This window comes from Nocardioides sp. Root240 (genome assembly GCF_001428825.1).
Taxonomy (GTDB): Bacteria; Actinomycetota; Actinomycetes; order Propionibacteriales; family Nocardioidaceae; genus Nocardioides.
In genome coordinates this window covers 648,273-666,971 of sequence record NZ_LMIT01000001.1, presented here as the reverse complement: position 1 = coordinate 666,971, position 18,699 = coordinate 648,273, and the positions used below count along the sequence as shown (strand labels likewise).

Genomic DNA, 18,699 nt, shown 5'->3' with positions numbered 1-18,699 from the left:
CGCCCTTCCCTGACGACACAAGGAGCAGCAATGAGCCGCACGATGGCACCCCACCGGGTGCGACCACCCCGGCGCGCACCGCGGGCGACAGCCTGGGCTGTGACCCTGGCCCTCGCCGTGGCTGCCGCGATCAGCACGCCGACGGGCGCCGACGGGGCCGAGCCGGGCAACGGCGCCAGCGTCATGCAGGCATGGGGAGACAACAGCAGCGGTCAGACTGACCTGCCGTCCGACCTGCGCGGGGGCCTGAAAGCCGTCATGAAGATCTCGCTGGGACATCGTCACGGGACGGCAGTCACGGCGGACAAGAAGTTGTATGCGTGGGGGGACAACTCCCACGGCGAGGGCTCGGTCCCGGACTACCTGCAGAACCTCGGCGCGATCGACGTCGCGTCGGGGTGGGGCTTCAACGTCGTCCTGGGCGACGACTTCAATGCCCGCGTCTGGGGCGACACCCCCTACGGCCTCGACAGTGTCCCGCAGGCTGCGGTCGACGTCGACCTGATCCAGGTGGCGGCCGGCGGCAACCACGCACTGGCCAAGTCGAGCGGCGGGAAGGTCTTCGCCTGGGGCGGCAACAACCTCGGCCAGACCGACGTACCCACCGCCGTCAAGAACACGACGATCAAGTCGATCGCGGCCGGCGTCGGCTTCTCACTGGCTCTGTCGTCCTCCGGAAAGGTCTATGCCTGGGGCACCCCGTCGTACGGGCTGTCGACGGTGCCACCGGCACTCGAGGGCAAGACGGTTGTACAGATCGCGGCTGGTCGAAGTCACGCGCTGGCCCTCACGTCGGACAACGAGATCGTCGCCTGGGGTGACAACTCGCAGGGCGCGCTCAACGTGCCGGCTCTGGCGCCGGGGGACAGATGGACCCAGATCGCCGCGGGTGACGGCTTCTCCTCCGGCGTGGCCAAGGACTCTCAGACGGCCGGCGTGTGGGGCTCGGGCGCCACGGGCATCCGGCAGCCACCTCCGCAGCCGTCCGCGGGCTCCAACCCGGTCTCCGTCGCAGCCGGCGGCGACTTCCTTGTCCAGGGCTTCAAGCGACTCGGCGTCATCGCGGCGCCGACGGTGACCAGGGTCGAGGGTGTGTTCCGCGTCGGGACGCCCGTCCAGGCAAGCCATGCGACGTTCGGCCCGGACGACGCCACCGTCACCAAGACCGGCGAGTGGTTCACAGTGCGAAACGACGTCGTCATCAAGGTCGGCACGGGCATGACGTACACGCCGAAGGCGACCGACATCGGCTGGAACCTCGTGTTCCGGACCCGTGCAGTGAGTACCTCGTACGGGTCCGCATACTCCGACACCGCGCAGGCCCCGGTCAAGGGCACGCTGTTCACGTCGGTGACCAGACCCGTCATCACGGGGGACGCTTACATCGGCTCGACCTTGAAGGGCTCGCTCTCGTCGGTGCCCGCGGCTGACTCGTACCGCTACGACTGGTACGCCGACGGCGTCTACCGGAAGACCAGCGACACGCGCGGCGAGTACGTGGTCCAAGAAGCAGATCGCGGCAAGAAGATCACGCTGATGGGCTACGCCGACAAGGCAGGTCACGAGCGGATCGCGGCCGGCACGTCGGAGCCCACGGCCACGGTGCTCGACGCGCCCCAGTTCCAGGTGTCGATGCCGCCGATGGTCAAGGGCACAGCACGTGTCGGGTCGATGCTGGGCGTGACACCCGCCGTCGTGTCACCGACGCCTGCGCAGACGTCGTACCAGTGGTATCGCAACGGCCAGCCCATCAGTGGTGCCACCGACAGTTCCTACCGAGCCGCCCGGGCGGACGATGGAAGGTCTGTCGGTGTGATGCTGACTTTCGCGGGTCCTGGACGACGTGACACGGTCGCGGTGTCGCCATCCGTCACGATCGGCAAGGCGGCTCCGCGGTTGATTTGGACGGCGAAGCAGGGCAGCCGGTCCGGCTCGAAACGCTACGTGGGAATCAGCGTCGCGGTCTCGGCTGCCGGCGTCCCGTCGCTGACTGGAGTCGTCAAGATCCGCGACGGCAGCAAGGTCGTCAAGACCTTGACGCTCAGAAGGGGCCGGGCGTCGACCGTCGTCAAGCTCGCGCGTGGCAAGCGCACGATCAAGGTGACGTACTACGGCACCACCGGTGTCCACGCCACGAGCCTCACCAGGAGACTCAACGTGAAGTAGCTGGTACCGGCGGCGCGGCGATCTCACTGACGGGATCGCCGCGCTTCCCGGTGGAAGGTGCAGACCGTTGTGGGGTAGCGGTCGGAACCGAAGGCGGACGTCGGGAGCGGGGCTCGAAGGCGGCCTCGCCGACCTCGTCGCAGCGGGCCTCTCACCGGTAGATCCAGGACACTGGCCCCGCTCCGCACCTGAGGCCCGGGATTCATTGCTGATCCCGGGCCTGGAGGCTTGTGCGAGCTGTGCGATCGGCAGGACCGACACGGGTCGGCTGCTCGGTAGTCTCCGGTCATGGGTGTGCGTGCGGGCATGGAGGCAGACCTCCCCGAGTCGGTGGTGGTCGAGCTGCGCCGGACTGCTGCCGAGCTGTTGGGCGAGGTGTCCTCGTACGCCGACGACATGCTCAGCTACATCGTCGAGCGGATCCCGGAGGCCAGCGCCGACGACGAGCTGCGCGGCCTGACGCTGGGGTCGTGCTCGTCGAACCTCGAGGCAGCACTGTCGATGGTGCGCCACGGCATCGACGTGAGCGCCGCATCAGCGCCCGTCACCGCTCTCGAGCATGCGCGTGCCATGGCGGCCCGCGGCTACAGCGTCGACGTGATGCTGCGCTTCTACCGCGTGGGCCACGCCTACTTCACCGAGCGCATCCTGGCCGGCATCACCGAGCTCGTGCCGGACCCGGGCCTCGCCGTCGGGGTCCTGGACAGCCTGCAGCGCTACGCGTTCGCCTACGTCGACCGGATCTCCAGCGAGGTCGCTGCCGAGTACGTCGCCGAGCTCGACCGCATCCAGACCCGGGCCCGGGCCGTCCGGACGGATGCGGTGCGCGCTTTGATCGCGGGGGAACGGGTCGACCTGCGTCACGCCGAGCGCACCTTGTCCCATCGGCTCACCGGATGGCAGACGGCCTTCGTCTGCTGGACCGAGCGCGACGACGTCGACCTCATGCGCCTGGGTGCAGTGGTCGGTGCCCAGCTCGGTTCGTCCCGTCCCCTGCTCGTGCCCGACGGCGCCCGCGCACTCTGGGGGTGGGTCTCGACGCCGGGTGCCCCGGCTGCCACGGAGAGCGACCTCAGGCCGCTGGCCGAGCAGGTCCCGGACACCGTCCGGGTCACCGTGGGCATGCCGGCGCAGGGCGCTGTGGGGTTCCGGGAGTCCCACCTGCGCGCGCAACGCGGGCGAAGGATCGTCGATCTCGGCGGGCGCTCGGCGCCGGTGACGTCGTACGCCGAGATCGCGCTCGCCGACACGATGAGCGGCGACCTGGACCTCGCGCGGTCGTTCGTCGCCACCGAGCTCGGTGCCCTGGCCGTCACGGGCCAGCGGGAGGAGGAGGAACGACGCGCTCTCCTCGCGGTCCTCGACGCGCAGGGCGGTCTCGCCGCCGCCGCGGAAGCCCTGGGCGTGCACCGCAACACCGTGCTCCAGCGGGTTCGGCGGGCCGAGGAGCGACGAGGGCGCGCAGCGACGGAGCGTGTTGCCGAGCTGCACGCCGCCTTGCGGCTGGTGCAGGTCCTCGGCCCCGTGGTGCTCGCGCCGGCAGCGCCGCAGGCCTGATCGCGATGTGCTGCGCGCACACGGGCATGGGCTCTGCACCCCTCGTGAGGGCAGGCCGGGCTTCGTACGTTGAGCCGCATGTCAGCAACCACCCAGCAGCCCGCGTTCGCAGCGTCGCGACTCGCACTTCCTGATCCGGGCGAGCAGGTCCCGACGATCTCGTGGCCCGTCGTCGGCATCTTCTTCGGTGCCCTCGCGGTCTTCGCGTTCTCGACGTGGGCCGCACTCGCCGACGTCCTTCCGGTGCCGGTCACGGTGCTGCTGAGCGCGACGGCGATCTTCGTGCTGTTCACCGTGCTGCACGATGCCGCGCACTACTCGGTGAGCACGCACCGGTGGGTGAATGTCGCCTTCGGCCGGGTCGCGATGCTCTTCGTGTCGCCGCTGATCTCGTTCAAGTCGTTTGCGTTCATCCACATCGAGCACCACCGCAACACCAACGACGACGACGGCAGCGACCCCGACCACTTCGTCAGCGGCGCCCCGACCTGGCAGCTGCCGTTCCGGTTCCCGGTGATGGACGTCCCGTACCTGACCTTCCTGGTGCGCAACGTGCGGCGCCGCCCCCGGGCCGAGGTCGCGGAGACCGTGTTCCTGATGGCGGTGACGGTGTCGGTGGTCGTCGTCTGCGCACTCACCGGCCACCTGTGGACCTTCGCGGTCCTGTACCTCATCCCCGAGCGGGTTGCCATGTTCGTGCTGGCCTGGTGGTTCGACTGGTTGCCGCACCACGATCTGGAGGACACCCAGCAGGAGAACCGTTACCGCGCCACGCGCAACCGCGTCGGCTCCGAGTGGATCCTCACCCCGCTGCTCCTCTCGCAGAATTACCACCTCGTGCACCACCTGCACCCCTCGATCCCGTTCCACCGTTACGTCGCGACCTGGCGACGCAACGAGGAGGCCTACCTCGAGCGCGATGCTGCGATCGGCACCGTGTTCGGCCAGCAGCTCGACCCGGACGAGTACCGCGACTGGAAGCAGCTGAACGGCAGGCTGGCCCGCATCCTCCCCGTGCGGATGCCGCGGCGCCCTGCTGCCGGAGCAGCGGAATTCCATCCGGTGCCGGTGGCCAGCGTCGATCGGCTGACCGACGACAGCGTGCTGATCCGCTTCGACGTGCCCGAGGGCCTGCGTGAGGAGTTCTCCTTCGAGGCGGGCCAGCACGTCACCGTGCGCACCGACCTCGGAGGCCAGGGCGTACGACGCAACTACTCCCTCTGCACCTCGGCCACCTCCGGTGAACTCGCGATCGCCGTCAAGCACATCCCCGGCGGTGCCTTCTCCACCTTCGCGATGGAGCAGCTCAGGACCGGCGACACCCTCGACCTGCTGACCCCGACCGGCTCGTTCGGAACGCCGCTCGATCCGCTCGCCGCGAAGAGCTACGTCGCACTCGTCGCCGGCAGCGGCATCACGCCTGCGCTGTCCATCCTGCAGACGACGCTCGCCGTCGAGACGGAGAGCCGGTTCACCCTGGTCTACGGCAACCGGGACGCCGACAGCACGATGTTCCGCGAGGAGCTGGACGACCTCGAAGCGCAGTACGCCGACCGGCTCCGGATCATCCAGGTGCGCTCCCGCGACCCCCGGCACCCCGCACATCTGCGCGGCCGCATCGACCGTTCGAAGCTCGAGCAGTGGCTGGACACCGACCTGGCCATGTCCGCCGTGGACGAGTGGTTCCTGTGCGGACCGGTGGCGATGGTGACCGACCTGCACGACGTCCTGATCGAGCGCGGGACCGAGCCGGACCGCGTCCACGTGGAGCTCTTCCACGGCTACCAGAGGCCCAAGGTCGCCGACGGCCTCACCCCGGCGACGGTCGCTGTCACCCTGCGCGCCCGCCAGCACGAGGTCGCGCTGGCAGCGGGCGACACCATCCTCGAATCCGCGCTCCAGGCCGGGCTGGACGCCCCCTACGCCTGCCTGGGCGGAGCATGCGGCACCTGCAAGGCCAAGGTGTTGCTGGGGTCGGTCGCGATGGAGCAGAACTTCGCCCTGTCGCCATCCGTCGTGGAGGCCGGGTACGTGCTCACCTGCCAAGCGCATCCGACCACCCCCTCGGTCGCCGTCGACTACGACGTCTGAGTCCTGACGACGACGCTCCAAGGGACGATCGCCGAGGAGGTGGATCGCGGAGACGCACGGGCGTCATGCGAGCGTGGCGGCCGACTCCTCGACGTCCTCGTCGACCACCGGGTCGTGACCCGCGCCGGGCAGGGCGAGGAGTGCGACGACGACACCGACGAGGCACAGCAGCCCGGAGGTGATGCAGGCGATCTGGAAGCCGTCGAGGAAGGCGACGTCGACCGCGTGGCGCAACGCCGGGACCTGGGCGGCCAGCGCATGGGCGAAGCCGACCGAGTCCGCCGCCTTGTCGGTGGTGGCGCCGTCGACCTGGTTCCCGAACAGCTCGACCAGCCGGTCGGCGTACTGCGAGGCGAAGACCGACCCGACGATGGCGACGCCGAGGGTGCCGCCGAGCTCGCGGGTCGCGTCGTTGACCGCTGAGCCGACGCCGGCCCGCGACGGCGGCAGGACGCGGAGGATCGACTCCGTGGCGGGCGTGCTGACCAGGCCGAGGCCCAGGCCCAGCATCACCATCTGCGGGACGACCACCGTGGCGTAGGAGACGTCGGCCGGCACGGTGGAGATCCACAGGAAGCCGGCGCCCATCAGCAGCATGCCCGGTGCGACCAGGGCCTTGGTCCCGAAGCGGTGCGCCAGCTGCCCGCTGGCGATCGAGGCCGCGGCGATCGAGAACGCCACCGGGAGGAAGCGCACGCCGGTCTCGAGCGCGGTGTAGCCGCGCACGAACTGGAAGAACTGCGTGATCAGGAAGACGAAGCCGAAGAGGGCGAAGAACGCGATCGTGACCGTGGCGCTGGCGGCGCTGAAGCGGCGGTCGAGGAAGAGGGTCACGTCGATCATGGGGTTGTCGACGGCGCGCTCGACCAGCACGAACACCACGACCAGCACGGCCGACAGGGCGAAGCCGGTGAGGGTCTCGACGCTGTCCCAGCCGTGCCCGGGCGCCTCGATGATGGTCCAGGTCAGCAGGCCCAGGGCGGCCACCGAGATCACGAAGCCGGGACGGTCGATGCGCGGGACGTCGGGGTCGCGCGACTCGGGCACGAAGGCCACCGCGAGCACCATGGTGGCCAGCCCGATCGGGACCATCAGCCAGAAGATGCTGTTCCAGCTGAAGTGCTCCAGCAGCAGGCCGCCCGTGACCGGTCCGAGGGCGACGCCCACGCCGGAGGCCGCTCCCCACAGGCCGATCGCGGCGGCGCGCTCGCGCCGGTCGACGAAGGTGTTGGAGATGATCGACAGCGTCGTCGGGAAGATCAGCGCCGCGAAGACGCCCATCGCCACGCGCGCCGCGATCAACGCACTGCTGTTGTCGACGAGCGCCGCGGCCGCACTGCTGGCGGCGAAGCCGGCCAGACCGACGATGAGCGCCGGCCGGCGTCCGTACTTGTCGGACAGGCTGCCCATGGCGAGGACGAGGGCGGCGAAGGCGAGGTTGTAGCCGTCGACGATCCACAGCAGGTCGCGGGTGCTCGCGTCGAGCTCCTCGGCGAGCGTCGGTAGCGCGACGTTGACCACCATCGCGCTGATGTTGATCGCGAGCGTGGCCAGGCACACCGTCGCGAGGATCAGGGACTTGCGGGACATGGGAGCAGCTCCTCCAAAGTAGCCAGTGTCAACATGAGGAGGGTGGCGGACATTGTTGTCGCTGTCAACATACTGTGCTGCTCGGCTACGCTTCGCCCGTGGCCAGCGACTCCTACCATCACGGCAACCTGCGCACCTCCCTGCTGGAGGCGGCCGTCGCGACCGTGGCCGAGCGTGGACCTCAGGCGCTCGTGCTGCGCGACCTGGCCCGCCAGGTCGGCGTCTCGCACAACGCCGCCTACCGTCACTTCGCCGACCGCGACGAGCTCGTGACCGAGGTGGCGGCCATCGCGATGGAGCGCCTCGTGGCCACGCTGCACGAGCGCCTCGAGCGGGTCTCGACGGACGACCCGGTCCTGCGGGCCCGGCAGCGGCTGGCCGAGATCGGCCGCGGCTACGTCGAGTTCGCGGTCGCGGAGACGGGGCTCTTCCGGCTCGCCTTCGCCTCGACGGCCACCGTCGCCACCGCCGGTACGTCGGCGTCGCGCGACCCCCTGGCGCTGCTGGCCACCTGCCTGGACGAGCTGGTCGCCGTCGGCTTCCTGTCGCCCGAGGCCCGCGTCGACGCCGAGGCGACCTGCTGGTCCGGCGTCCACGGCTTCTCGATGCTCCACATCGACGGCGCGCTCAGCAGCGCGGACGACGCGGAGCGCGATGCCGCGCTCGACGGGCTCCTCGTCGCGATCGACCGGTCCTACGGCGCGAGCACGGGCACGCCCACCGAGCCTGGCGACATCGTGTCGACCGGGAAGGGGTGAGGGTCGCGCGCCTCCCGAAAATCATTGGCGCCCAGTGACCACCCTGATCCATCCTTGTCACCGCGGCACCCGCCGCCACCAGCCCTGAGGAGTCGCCGTGTTGTGCATCGAACAGCGCACGCCTCCGAGGCCTCTCCTGTAGTGCATCCGTGCACTCCAGGAGAGCCGCCCGCTGCCGTTGCAGCCGGCGGCTCTCGTCGTTCCGGGACCCGGAGCGGCGACAACTGAAGACGTGCAGCGCGGCAGGTGCCGGTGCGAAGGCGAGGGTTACTTCACTCTCACTGAAATGAATCGATGGGTCGCGGGTTCGAGTCCCGCTGCCCGGCCAGGCCGGGTGTAGCTCAGACGGCAGAGCAATCGGCAGACACCTTCACCGAACTGGTCCTCGGCACCGCCGCGCTGCGCCTTCAGTCCATCCACCCGACCCAGGCCGACCCAGGCCGACCCAGGCCGACCCAGGCCGACCCAGGCCGACCCAGGCCGACCCGGGCCGACCCAGGCCGACCCAGGCCGATCCGGCCCGACCCTGCCCTCGGAAGGAGGGACACGACATGAGCAAGTTCAACCTGCGGGGCATCCGCCGTACCGGCGCGAGCGCCGTGGTCACCGCCGACCGCCCGAGCGGTACGACGCACGAGGGTGCGCCGGGCTACGCCCGCGACGCGAAGGGCGAGCTCTTCCTGCTCGCGGTCACCTCCTTCGTGGCCGAGGACACCTTCTACGAGTCGGCGGCCGACCGCGACGCACGCCTCCGGGCGCTGGTGGCCCGGGTCGCCGTCGAGGACGGCGACTGGGTGCTGCGCCTGGTGCGCTGGCTGCGCACCGGCGTGCACCTGCGGTCCGTGGCCCTGGTGGTCGCGGCGGAGGCGGTACGGGCGCGGCTCGCGGCCGGTGTCGCGGGCGGCAACCGGGCGATCGTGGACGCGGCCCTCGACCGGGCGGACGAGCCGGGCGAGCTCCTGGCCTACTGGACCGGGCGCTACGGCCGGGCCGTGCCGAAGCCGGTCAAGCGCGGTGTCGCGGACGCGGCGGTGCGCCTCTACACGGAGCGCTCCCTGGTCAAGTACGACGGCCGGGGCCGCGGCTTCCGCTTCGCCGACGTGCTGGAGCTGACCCACCCCTCGCCCCGCGACGCGCGGCAGGGTGTGCTGTTCCGCCACGCGATCGACCGCCGTCACGACCGTGCCGACGCGATCCCCGACGAGCTCGGGGTGCTGCGGGCGCGCCAGCGACTGCTGGCGGTGCCGGTGGAGCAGCGGCGCGCCGTCCTGCTGGACGGTGAGCGGGCGCTGACGTCGGCCGCGATGACCTGGGAGCAGGTCGCCGGCTGGCTGCAGGGTCCGCTGGACGCCGCGGTGTGGGAGGCCGTGATCCCGTCGATGGGCTACATGGCGCTGCTGCGCAACCTCCGCAACTTCGACGAGGCCGGTGTCTCCGACGAGGTCGCGGCCCGGGTCGCGGCGCGTCTGGCCGACGCCGACGAGGTCGCCCGTTCGCGGCAGCTGCCGCTGCGGTTCCTGTCGGCGTACCGGACCGCGCCCTCGCTCCGCTGGGGCTGGGCGCTGGAGCAGGCGCTGCAGGCGAGCCTCGGCTCGGTGCCGGCGCTGCCGGGCCGCACCCTGGTGCTCGTGGACCGGTCCGGCTCGATGTTCAGCCGGCTGTCGCGGCGCTCGGTGCTGACCCGCGCGGACGCCGCGGCGGTGTTCGGCGTGGCACTGGCGGTGCGTGCCGCCCGGGCGGACCTCGTGGAGTTCGGCACCGACCACCGGGTGGTCGAGGTCGGACGCGGCGAGTCCGTGCTGACGGTGGCCGGCCGGTTCGGCAACCTCGGTGGCACCAACACCGCGGCTGCCGTACGACGCCACTACCGCGGCCACGACCGCGTCGTGCTGGTCACCGACGAGCAGGCGTGGGGCGGCTGGCGGGGCGAGGAGCCGACGAAGGCGGTGCCCGAGCGGGTGCCGGTCTACACGTTCAACCTCGCCGGCCACCGGTACGGCCACGGCCCGTCGGGTGTCGGCAACCGGCACACCTTCGGCGGGCTCACCGACCAGGGTTTCGCCGCGATCCCGCTCCTGGAGCAGGGCCGCGACGAGCGCTGGCCGTTCTGAGGAACCACTGAGGCGGTGGGTACGTCGCGCGCGACGTGCCCGCCGTCCCGCCTCCACCTGAAAGGCAGACTGATCGCGTGCTGCTGACCCTCACCACCACCCACCAGCCGGCCACCGACCTCGGCTACCTGCTGTTCAAGCACCCCGACCGGGTGCAGCAGTTCCGGCAGTCCTTCGGGACGGTCACGGTGCTCTACCCCGAGGCCACCGAGGAGCGCTGCACCGTCGCCCTGCTGCTCGACGTCGACCCGGTCCGCCTGGCCCGTTCGCGCGCCAGGAACGCACCGGACTTCAGCCTCGCGCAGTACGTCAACGACCGGTCCTACGCCGCCTCGTCGCTGCTCGGCGTCGCGATGGCCGACGTGTTCAGCACCGCCCGCAGCGGGCGGTGCGACGCCCGCCAGGACCTCGCGGACTCCGCCATCCCGCTGGAGATCACGATCCCGGTGCTGCCCTGTCGCGGTGGCGCCGAGATCGCGCACCGGCTGTTCGAGCCACTGGGGTGGAGCGTCGAGGCGGAGCCGATCCCGCTCGACGAGGCGTTCGCCGACTGGGGCGACTCCCGCTACGTGCGGCTGCGCCTGACGGGCGTGGTCCGGCTGGCCGACGCGCTCAACCAGCTGCACGTCCTGCTGCCGGTGCTCGACGAGTCGAAGCACTACTGGCAGGGCCCCGACGAGGTCGACAAGCTGATGCGCTCGGGGGAGGGGTGGCTCGCCGCGCACCCCGACGCGCAGCTGATCACCCGGCGCTACCTCGGCCGCCGCGGCGGCCTGACCCGGGTCGCGCTCGCGCGCCTCGCGGAGCTCGGCGACGAGGTCGAGGAGACGATCGAGCCGGCCGACGACGAGGAGGCCCTGCAGCCCGCGGAGAAGCGCGTACCCCTCAACACCCAGCGTCACGAGGCCGTGCACGCGGTCCTGCTCGAGCTCGGCGCGCGGTCGGTGATCGACCTGGGCTGCGGTCCGGGCCAGTTCCTCGACCTGCTCGTGCGGACGCCGGCGTTCACGCGGGTGGCCGGCTCGGACGTCTCGACCCGGTCCCTGCAGCACGCCGCGCGGCGCCTCCACGTCGACCGGATGAGCGAGCGGCAGGCCGAGCGGGTGCAGCTCTTCCAGGGTGCGCTGACCTACGAGGACGAGCGGTACGCCGGCTTCGACGCCGCCGTGCTGATGGAGGTGGTCGAGCACGTCGACCCGCCGCGGCTCGCCGCCCTCGAGCACGTCGTCTTCGGCGCCGCCCGGCCGGGCGCGGTCGTCGTGACGACGCCGAACGGGGAGTACAACGTGCTCTACGAGGGGCTCGTCGGCCTGCGGCACCCCGACCACCGGTTCGAGTGGAGCCGCGAGGAGTTCGTGGCCTGGTGCGAGCACGTCACGGCGTCGTACCCCTACGCGGTCGAGGTGCGCGGCATCGGCGCGCTCGACGGCACGCTCGGCACCCCGACCCAGATGGCCGTCTTCACCCGCAAGGAGGCAACCGATGACTGACCCGAACCGCATCTCCGTCCCCGCCCTGGGACTGGTCGTCCTCGTCGGCGTCTCGGGAAGTGGCAAGTCGACCTTCGCCCGCAGGCACTTCAAGCCCACCGAGGTCGTCTCCAGCGACTTCTGCCGCGGCCTCGTCGCCGACGACGAGAACGACCAGTCGGCCACGCCCGACGCCTTCGACGTCCTGCACCACATCGTCGGTACCCGCCTGCGCCGGGGCCTGCTCACCGTGGTCGACGCGACCAACGTGCAGCAGGCGGCGCGGGCCTCGCTCGTGAAGCTCGCGAAGAGCCACGACGTCCTGGTCGACGCGATCGTCGTCGACGTACCGGAGGCGGTGGCGATGGAGCGCAACCGGCTGCGGCCCGACCGGGACTTCGGCGACCACGTCGTCGCGCGCCAGCACCGTGACCTCAAGCGCTCCTTCCGGCGCCTGGCCAAGGAGGGCTTCCGTCGCGTCCACGTGCTGCGTGGAACCGACGAGGTCGAGGCGGCCGAGGTCGTGCGCGAGCGCTCGTGGAACGACCTCAGGGACGTCCACGGCCCCTTCGACATCGTCGGCGACGTCCACGGTTGCGCCTCCGAGCTGCGCACGCTGCTCACCGAGCTCGGCTGGACGATCCGGTACGACGGCGACGTGGCCGTCGACGCGACGCACCCCGACGGCCGGCAGGCCGTGTTCGTGGGCGACCTGGTCGACCGTGGTCCGGACACGCCGGGCGTCCTGCGCCTGGTGATGGGCATGGTGGCGTCCGGCAACGCGCTGTGCGTGTCGGGCAACCACGAGGCGAAGCTGGTCCGCGCGCTGCGGGGCTCGAAGGTCACCGTCGCGCACGGTCTGGCCGAGTCGCTGGCCCAGCTCGAGCGCGAGCCGGAGGAGTTCCGCCAGCAGGCGCTGGCCTTCATGGACGGCCTGATCAGCCACTACGTGCTCGACGACGGCAGGCTGGTCGTCGCCCATGCCGGGCTCAAGGAGGCCTACCACGGCCGCTCGTCGGGCCGGGTCCGCGCGTTCGCGCTCTACGGCGACACCACCGGCGAGACCGACGAGTACGGCCTCCCGGTCCGCTACCCGTGGGCGCAGGAGTACCGCGCGCAGGCGATGGTCGTCTACGGCCACACGCCGGTCCCGAGGGCGGAGTGGGTCAACAACACGATCTGCCTCGACACCGGTGTCGTGTTCGGTGGCGAGCTCACCGCGCTGCGCTACCCCGAGCGGGAGGTCGTGGCCGTCCCCGCCGAGCAGGAGTGGTACGCACCGGTGCGCCCGCTGGGGCCGGCCACCGGGGACCGCGAGGCGTCGGTGCTGCGGATCGGCGACGTCGCCGGCACCCGCTGGCTCGAGACCACCCACGCCGGCAAGGTCAAGATCCCCGAGGAGAACGCCGCCGCGGCGCTCGAGGTGATGAGCCGCTTCGCCGTCGACCCGCGCTGGCTGATCCACCTCCCACCGACCATGTCGCCGGTCGCGACCTCTCGGCGCGAGGGCTTCCTCGAGCACCCCGAGCAGGCCTTCAACGAGTACGCCGAGTGGGGCGTGACCCGCGTCGTGTGCGAGGAGAAGCACATGGGGTCGCGGGCGATCGCGGTCGTCGCGCAGGACGCGGACGTGGCCGAGCGCCGCTTCGGCGTGGCCGACGGCTCGACCGGCGTCGTGTACACGCGGACCGGGCGGCCGTTCTTCGCCGACACCCGTGAGCTCGTCGGCCGCCTGCGCGCGTCGGCGCAGCCGCTGTTCGAGGCGCTCGACACCGACTGGCTGGCGCTGGACTGCGAGCTGCTCCCGTGGTCGGCGAAGGCGCTCGACCTGATCAAGGCGCAGTACGCCTCGGTCGGCGCGGCCGCCCGGGCGGTGCTCCCCGAGGCGCGGTCGGTGCTCGACCGGGCGGCCGCCCGCGGCCTCGACGTCACGGACCTCGCGGACCGGGTGGATCGCCGGCTCGGCCATGCCGAGGCCTTCCGTGACGCGTACGCCGCCTACGTCCGCCCGACGCAGGGTCTCGACGGCGTCACCCTCGCGCCCTTCCAGGTCCTCGCCGCCGAGGGCCGGGCGCTCGCCCTGACCGAGTCGCACGAGTGGCACCTCGCGCAGCTGGCCCTGCTCGAGGGCGACCTGATCACGCCGACCCGGCACCGCTTCGTCGACCTCGCGTCGGCGGCCGAGCGGGAGGCCGCGACGGCGTGGTGGCTGGACCTGACGGCCGCCGGGGGAGAGGGCATGGTGGTCAAGCCCGCCCACCTGACCACCGGGCGGGTCCAGCCCGGCGTCAAGGTGCGAGGCCGGGAGTACCTGCGGATCATCTACGGGCCCGACTACACCGACGCGCTCGACGTACTGCGCCAGCGCCACCTCGGCAGGAAGCGCCAGCTCGCGCTGCGGGAACACGGGCTCGGCCTGGAGGCACTGACGGCCTTCGTCGGCCACGAGCCGCTGTGGAAGGTGCACCAGGCCGTGTTCGCCGTGCTGGCACTCGAGTCGGAGCCGGTCGACCCCCGGCTGTAAGGCGCGGACCTCGCGCCGGAGGTCGGCGGACGGACCACTCAATTTTGGGGGGAACGCCGTACCGCAATTGAGGGTTTCCTTGGACTCCCTTCGCGGGGCACCATCGGCACAGAGCATCTGCGTCGTCTCGGGCGGGAGACAAGTGGGGCACCGGGATGATTCGAGTCAGTCTGTTCGGGCCGACCGCGGTCGTGGTCGACGACATGGTGACGGGCACGTTGCGCGGACGGCCGCGCCAGATCCTCGAGATCCTCGCGACTGCCGGTGGGGCCCCCGTGGCGAAGGATCGGTTGTCCGACCTGGTCTGGGACGGCGACCCGCCGGCCTCGCACCAGGGCACGCTCGAGAGCTACATCTGCAACCTCCGGCACTGCCTCGGGGTCCGCAGCGGCCGCGGGTCCGTGCTGGCCACGTCGGCCGGCGGCTACCAGCTGGCGGGACCCTCGCTCCGGGTGGACCTCGCCGAGGTACGACGGCACGTCGCGTCGTCGGCGGGACCCGTGGACGTCGCGGTCGACGAGGCGTTGGAGGCGGTCCGGCTCACGACCGGCGACCTGCTGCAGAGCGAGCCGTACGCCGCCTGGGCGGAGCGGACCCGGGAGGTGTTCGCCCGCGAGGCGGTGGCGGCGTACGTGCGGGCGGCGGGATTCGCGAACGCGACGCGGCGTCACGACGGCGCGGCCAGGCTGGCGCGCGAGGCGGTGCGGCTCGACAAGCTGTGCGAGTCCGCGTGGCAGCAGCTCATCCGGTCCTACTGGCTCGCCGGGCGCCACGGTGAGGCGCTGCGTGCCTACGCCGAGCTGCGGGCCGTGATGATCGAGGAGCTCGGCGACGAGCCCGGGCCGGACAGCCGCGACCTCTACCTCGCGGTGCTCCAGGACTCCTCGGACGAGCACGACCGGCGGCGCTTCGCCGGCCGCGAGCTCCAGACGTTGCTGGTGCTGCTGCGCCAGTCGCTCGCCTCGACGCCGGGAGCGGTCCTCCCGGCCCTGGACTCGGCACTGTCCGCGGCTGCGGTGCGAGTCATCTCCGCACAGCCGTGACGACGACCTCGACCATCTCGAGGGCAGGACCCGACGAACGCAGGCACAGCATGACCAGTGGGAACCGTATGAGCAGCAGGCAGGGCACGATCGGTGCACCAGGATCGGACCGTGTGGAGAGGTGGCCCGAACGGGCCATTCCCCGGTGGTGTCGGAGACGTCAGCCTTGGCAGCAGGGGAGCACGATCTCCCCCATGGGGGTGAGGACGTGACTGCTCAGATGACCGCACGCCCGACGTGCGCGGTCGACGTGATGAGGATCGTGGTCGTCGACGACCACCTGATGTTCGCGCAGCTGCTCGCGATCACGCTCGACGACCAGCCCGACATGGAGTGCGTCGGCATCGCCGGCGACGTGGAGACGGCGTTCGGCATGGTCTCGGCCCTCCAGCCGGACCTGGTGCTGATGGACGCCCGGCTCCAGGACGGCGACGGCGTCGCCGCGACGGCGGAGCTGGTCGCGACCCACCCCGGCCTGCGGGTGGCCGTGCTCAGCGGCTACATCGACACCGCACTGATGCGTCGCGCGGCCGAGGCCGGCGCGTGCGCGCTGCACCCGAAGGACGGGGACCTCAGGGAGATCCTCAACGCCGTGCGTACGGCGCGGGCGGGGACCTTCGTCGTCCAGCCGCAGCTGCTGCGCAGCCTGGTCGCCCACTCCCGGGAGGCGAAGCCGCTCCACCCGCCGCTGACCGAGCGGGAGCACGCCGTGCTGCAGTTCCTCGCCGCCGGACTCGACGCCTCGGTGATCGCCCAGGAGCTGGGGATCTCGGTCAACACCTGTCGTGGCCACGTGAAGAACCTGCTGACCAAGCTCGGCGCGCACTCACAGCTCGAAGCGGTGGTGTTCGCCCTGCGGACCGGCCTCGTCGGCGTCAGCGATGTCGGGCCGTGAGCTGAGACCAGCACCCGTCGATGGTCTCGGGCGGCGAGCGCTCGTCGAGTTCGTGGTCTGCGTCCTGCTGTCGACCGTGGTCGTCAGCCTGGCGACCCTGGCGGTCGCGGAGCGGATGTCGGAGAAGATCGCGATCAGTGAGGCACGCACGCGCGGGGAGGCCTTCACCAACGGCGTGGCCGCGCCGCTCGTCAACACCGAAGTCCGGGCCGGCGACCCGGCGGCCACCGCGATCTTCTCCGACGTGATGCGCAACCGGCTCGACGCCGGGTCGATCGTGCACATGAAGCTCTGGGGCACCGACGGCACGGTGCTGTGGTCGGACGAGACCGCGCTGATCGGCCGGACCTTCGACCTCGAGGAGCCGGTCCGCGACCTCGCGGGCGGCTCGTTCGCGCACGCGGAGCTGTCCAGCCTCGACCAGCCGGAGAACGAGCTGGAGCCGGAGTCCGGCAAGCTCCTCGAGGTGTACGTCGGCACCCGGGACGCCGACGGCGACCCGATCGTCTTCGAGACCTACTGGTCGGCGGCCCGGATCCACCGCGACGAGCGCCGGGTCTTCTGGACGCTCGCCCCGCTCTCGCTGGGATCGATGGCCCTGCTGCTGGCACTGATGTTCCCGATCGCGATGAACCTGGCCCGCAACGCCAGCAGGCACGTCCGCGAGCGCAACCGGCTGCTCCAGCACGCGCTCGGCGCCGCCGACATGGAGCGCGGGCGGATCGCCGAGCTGCTCCACGACGGCGTGATCCAGGACCTCTCGGGGCTGGGCTACGCACTGCCGTCCGCGGCCTCGCGGCTCGAGAGCCGGACCGGCCTGGACGAGGCGCGCGAGATCATCGACCGCGCGACCGAGCTGGTACGACGCGACCTGATCGCCTTGCGCACCCTGCTCGTCGACATCTACCCGCCCTCCCTCGCCGCGGGTGAGCTGGCAACAGCGATCGGCGAGCTCGCCGTCACCTCCGAGCGGTCGGGCCTGGTCGTCAGCGTCGAGGTCCGGACCGATCGTCCGCTGGGCCGCGCGACCAACCAGCTCGCCTACCGGATCGTGCGGGAGGGCCTGCTCAACATCGCCAAGCACACGGCGGCGACGCGGGCGCGGGTCAGCGTCCGGGCGAGCGGAGCCGACGTCGAGATCGTCGTGCGCGACAACGGGCCGGAGCCGGTCTCGGTGACCGTCGCCGACCGCCACTCCGGTCACCTGGGCCTGCGCCTGCTGGCCGACGCGGTCGCGGACCGGGGCGGCGAGCTGACGATCGGGCCGGACGAGGACGGAGGCACCGTGCTGACGGCGACCTTCCGCGTGCTGGAGACCGGCGACTGAGGATGCAGGCTGAGCCCGGCGTACGGACCCGTCCAAGGAATACGCAGGCTGGGCTGCCGAGACTGGTCGCAGGGCCGGAAGCCGGGGAGGGACGATGATCCGAGTAGTGCTCGCGGACGACCATGAGCTCATCCGCCGGGGTCTCGCCGCCGTGCTGAGCGAGCAGCCCGACATCACCGTCTGCGGGGTGGCCGAGACGGGCGAGGGCGCGGTGAGCCAGGCCCGCGAGCAGTCACCGGACGTGGTCCTGCTCGACCTGAGCATGCCCGGTGAGGGTGGTCTCGCCGCGGCCGCCGAGATCCTCGAGGAGCACCTCGCTGCGCACGCGATGATCTTCACCGGCCACACCGCTCCCGAGCTGATCCGGGCTGCCTTCGCGATCGGCGCGACCGGATTCGTGCTCAAGGGGACCGATGCCGGCGAGGTGGTGGCGGCCGTGCGCGCCGTGCACCGCGGCGAGGTGTGGCTCAGCCCCGAGGACGCAGGCGTCCTCGCAGCCGAGCTGGCCGTCACGGCGCCGGTGATCCCGCTTCGGCCCCGTGGGAGTGGCCGTCGGCGCCGAGCACGATGGGTGCGCTTCCCCAGATCGTGAGGACGACCGCGGCCCACACGGCGGTGGTCGCGATGGCGACACCGCGACGGCTCGGGCCCGGGTGCCGGCGCGAGCCCGGCCGCAGCAGTGGCAGGGCCACGAGGGCCGCGACGACCGACATCAGCTCGAGCACCCCGCACGCCACGTCGGGGACACCGACGGGCTCGGGCACCCGGAAGTCCGCCGGCCCGACGGGCATGCCGGACGTGCGGGAGACCAGCCAGGTCGCCACGGTCAGCACCCCGGTCACGACCACCACGAGGGCGGCCACGCGGGTCCAGGCGCGGACGGCGAGGAGGGCGAGGACCAGCTCGACGGCCTGGACGGCGAGGAAGAAGGCGCCCGCGAGCACCCACTCGCCGAAGTGCTCGCCCGCGACGGTCCCGTGGATCACCGCGCTGCCGACCAGCGCACTCGCGACGACGCAGCGCGTGACGAGATCGACGTCGGCGGAGGACGACGCGCGCGTACCTCCGCGGACAGGGGACAGCACTCCGGCCATGACTCCACGGTGGCGGCACGACCTTGTGAATTGCTGGTGCGGTCCCAAGGTCCCCGCAAGGTGGCTTCGCGACG

General features: G+C 71.6%; 13 protein-coding genes and 1 tRNA gene. 12 read left to right on the top strand and 2 right to left on the bottom strand.

The genetic code is table 11. The features are described from left to right. Positions 1 to 30: 30 nt before the first annotated feature. The 3 genes from ASE20_RS03050 (at position 31) to ASE20_RS03040 (ending at position 5,814) form a co-directional block, all read left to right on the top strand. The gene (locus tag ASE20_RS03050) at positions 31 to 2,166 is read left to right on the top strand and encodes an RCC1 domain-containing protein (protein ID WP_082612085.1); all 2,136 of its coding nucleotides are present in this window, start codon (positions 31 to 33) and stop codon (positions 2,164 to 2,166) included. Positions 2,167 to 2,454: 288 nt separating this feature from the next. After that, positions 2,455 to 3,723: a helix-turn-helix domain-containing protein gene (locus tag ASE20_RS03045; protein WP_200952687.1), complete on the top strand. Its 1,269-nt coding sequence runs from the start codon at positions 2,455 to 2,457 to the stop codon at positions 3,721 to 3,723. A 78-nt stretch (positions 3,724 to 3,801) separates the two neighbouring features. Beyond that, entirely contained in the window at positions 3,802 to 5,814 is a 2,013-nt protein-coding gene (locus ASE20_RS03040; RefSeq protein ID WP_056893022.1) for a fatty acid desaturase, read from the top strand. Positions 5,815 to 5,877: 63 nt separating this feature from the next. Here ASE20_RS03040 and ASE20_RS03035 read toward each other — a convergent pair whose 3' ends face one another. Further along, the gene (locus ASE20_RS03035; RefSeq protein WP_056893021.1) at positions 5,878 to 7,404 is read right to left on the bottom strand and encodes an MFS transporter; all 1,527 of its coding nucleotides are present in this window, start codon (positions 7,402 to 7,404) and stop codon (positions 5,878 to 5,880) included. A gap of 98 nt (positions 7,405 to 7,502) precedes the next feature. Here ASE20_RS03035 and ASE20_RS03030 point away from each other — a divergent pair, with 98 nt between their 5' ends. From ASE20_RS03030 to ASE20_RS02995, 9 genes are all read left to right on the top strand, one after another. Next, complete coding sequence (locus ASE20_RS03030) at positions 7,503 to 8,162, top strand: TetR/AcrR family transcriptional regulator (protein WP_162260985.1); 660 nt, start codon at positions 7,503 to 7,505, stop codon at positions 8,160 to 8,162. A 250-nt stretch (positions 8,163 to 8,412) separates the two neighbouring features. Further along, a tRNA-OTHER gene (locus ASE20_RS24575) sits at positions 8,413 to 8,490 on the top strand. A 223-nt stretch (positions 8,491 to 8,713) separates the two neighbouring features. Beyond that, positions 8,714 to 10,273 carry a TROVE domain-containing protein gene (locus tag ASE20_RS03025; RefSeq protein ID WP_056893019.1) on the top strand — a complete coding sequence of 520 codons (1,560 nt, stop codon included), beginning with the start codon at positions 8,714 to 8,716 and terminating at the stop codon, positions 10,271 to 10,273. A 77-nt stretch (positions 10,274 to 10,350) separates the two neighbouring features. Then, a complete protein-coding gene (locus tag ASE20_RS03020; protein WP_056893018.1) occupies positions 10,351 to 11,763 on the top strand; it encodes a 3' terminal RNA ribose 2'-O-methyltransferase Hen1 in 1,413 nt (470 codons plus the stop codon). Further along, positions 11,756 to 14,266: a polynucleotide kinase-phosphatase gene (locus ASE20_RS03015; RefSeq protein WP_056893017.1), complete on the top strand. Its 2,511-nt coding sequence runs from the start codon at positions 11,756 to 11,758 to the stop codon at positions 14,264 to 14,266. Before ASE20_RS03020 ends, ASE20_RS03015 begins: the two co-directional genes overlap by 8 nt. A 155-nt stretch (positions 14,267 to 14,421) precedes the next feature. Further along, positions 14,422 to 15,309, top strand: a complete 888-nt coding sequence (locus ASE20_RS03010) for an AfsR/SARP family transcriptional regulator (protein ID WP_082612084.1) — start codon at positions 14,422 to 14,424, stop codon at positions 15,307 to 15,309. 220 nt (positions 15,310 to 15,529) lie between these two features. Next, positions 15,530 to 16,204 (top strand): response regulator transcription factor, encoded by a 675-nt coding sequence (locus tag ASE20_RS03005; RefSeq protein ID WP_056893015.1) that lies wholly within the window; start codon positions 15,530 to 15,532, stop codon positions 16,202 to 16,204. Beyond that, positions 16,191 to 17,531 (top strand): sensor histidine kinase, encoded by a 1,341-nt coding sequence (locus ASE20_RS03000; protein ID WP_157538389.1) that lies wholly within the window; start codon positions 16,191 to 16,193, stop codon positions 17,529 to 17,531. Before ASE20_RS03005 ends, ASE20_RS03000 begins: the two co-directional genes overlap by 14 nt. Before the next feature lie 94 nt (positions 17,532 to 17,625). Further along, entirely contained in the window at positions 17,626 to 18,123 is a 498-nt protein-coding gene (locus ASE20_RS02995; protein WP_082612083.1) for a response regulator transcription factor, read from the top strand. Here the strand turns inward: ASE20_RS02995 and ASE20_RS02990 are convergent. Further along, complete coding sequence (locus ASE20_RS02990) at positions 18,041 to 18,625, bottom strand: hypothetical protein (RefSeq protein WP_056893012.1); 585 nt, start codon at positions 18,623 to 18,625, stop codon at positions 18,041 to 18,043. The two genes, ASE20_RS02995 and ASE20_RS02990, sit on opposite strands and share 83 nt — an antisense overlap. Between the last annotated feature and the right edge of the window lie 74 nt (positions 18,626 to 18,699).

What these genes read in the sequence shown, in the direction of transcription:
- ASE20_RS03015 (WP_056893017.1), top strand. Translation starts at nt 11,756, where the DNA reads ATGACTGACCCGAACCGCATCTCCGTCCCCGCCCTGGGACTGGTCGTC.
- ASE20_RS03040 (WP_056893022.1), top strand. Translation starts at nt 3,802, where the DNA reads ATGTCAGCAACCACCCAGCAGCCCGCGTTCGCAGCGTCGCGACTCGCA.
- ASE20_RS03050 (WP_082612085.1), top strand. Translation starts at nt 31, where the DNA reads ATGAGCCGCACGATGGCACCCCACCGGGTGCGACCACCCCGGCGCGCA.
- ASE20_RS02990 (WP_056893012.1), bottom strand. Translation starts at nt 18,625, where the DNA reads ATGGCCGGAGTGCTGTCCCCTGTCCGCGGAGGTACGCGCGCGTCGTCC.
- ASE20_RS03025 (WP_056893019.1), top strand. Translation starts at nt 8,714, where the DNA reads ATGAGCAAGTTCAACCTGCGGGGCATCCGCCGTACCGGCGCGAGCGCC.
- ASE20_RS03045 (WP_200952687.1), top strand. Translation starts at nt 2,455, where the DNA reads ATGGGTGTGCGTGCGGGCATGGAGGCAGACCTCCCCGAGTCGGTGGTG.
- ASE20_RS02995 (WP_082612083.1), top strand. Translation starts at nt 17,626, where the DNA reads ATGATCCGAGTAGTGCTCGCGGACGACCATGAGCTCATCCGCCGGGGT.
- ASE20_RS03035 (WP_056893021.1), bottom strand. Translation starts at nt 7,404, where the DNA reads ATGTCCCGCAAGTCCCTGATCCTCGCGACGGTGTGCCTGGCCACGCTC.
- ASE20_RS03000 (WP_157538389.1), top strand. Translation starts at nt 16,191, where the DNA reads ATGTCGGGCCGTGAGCTGAGACCAGCACCCGTCGATGGTCTCGGGCGG.
- ASE20_RS03005 (WP_056893015.1), top strand. Translation starts at nt 15,530, where the DNA reads ATGACCGCACGCCCGACGTGCGCGGTCGACGTGATGAGGATCGTGGTC.
- ASE20_RS03010 (WP_082612084.1), top strand. Translation starts at nt 14,422, where the DNA reads ATGATTCGAGTCAGTCTGTTCGGGCCGACCGCGGTCGTGGTCGACGAC.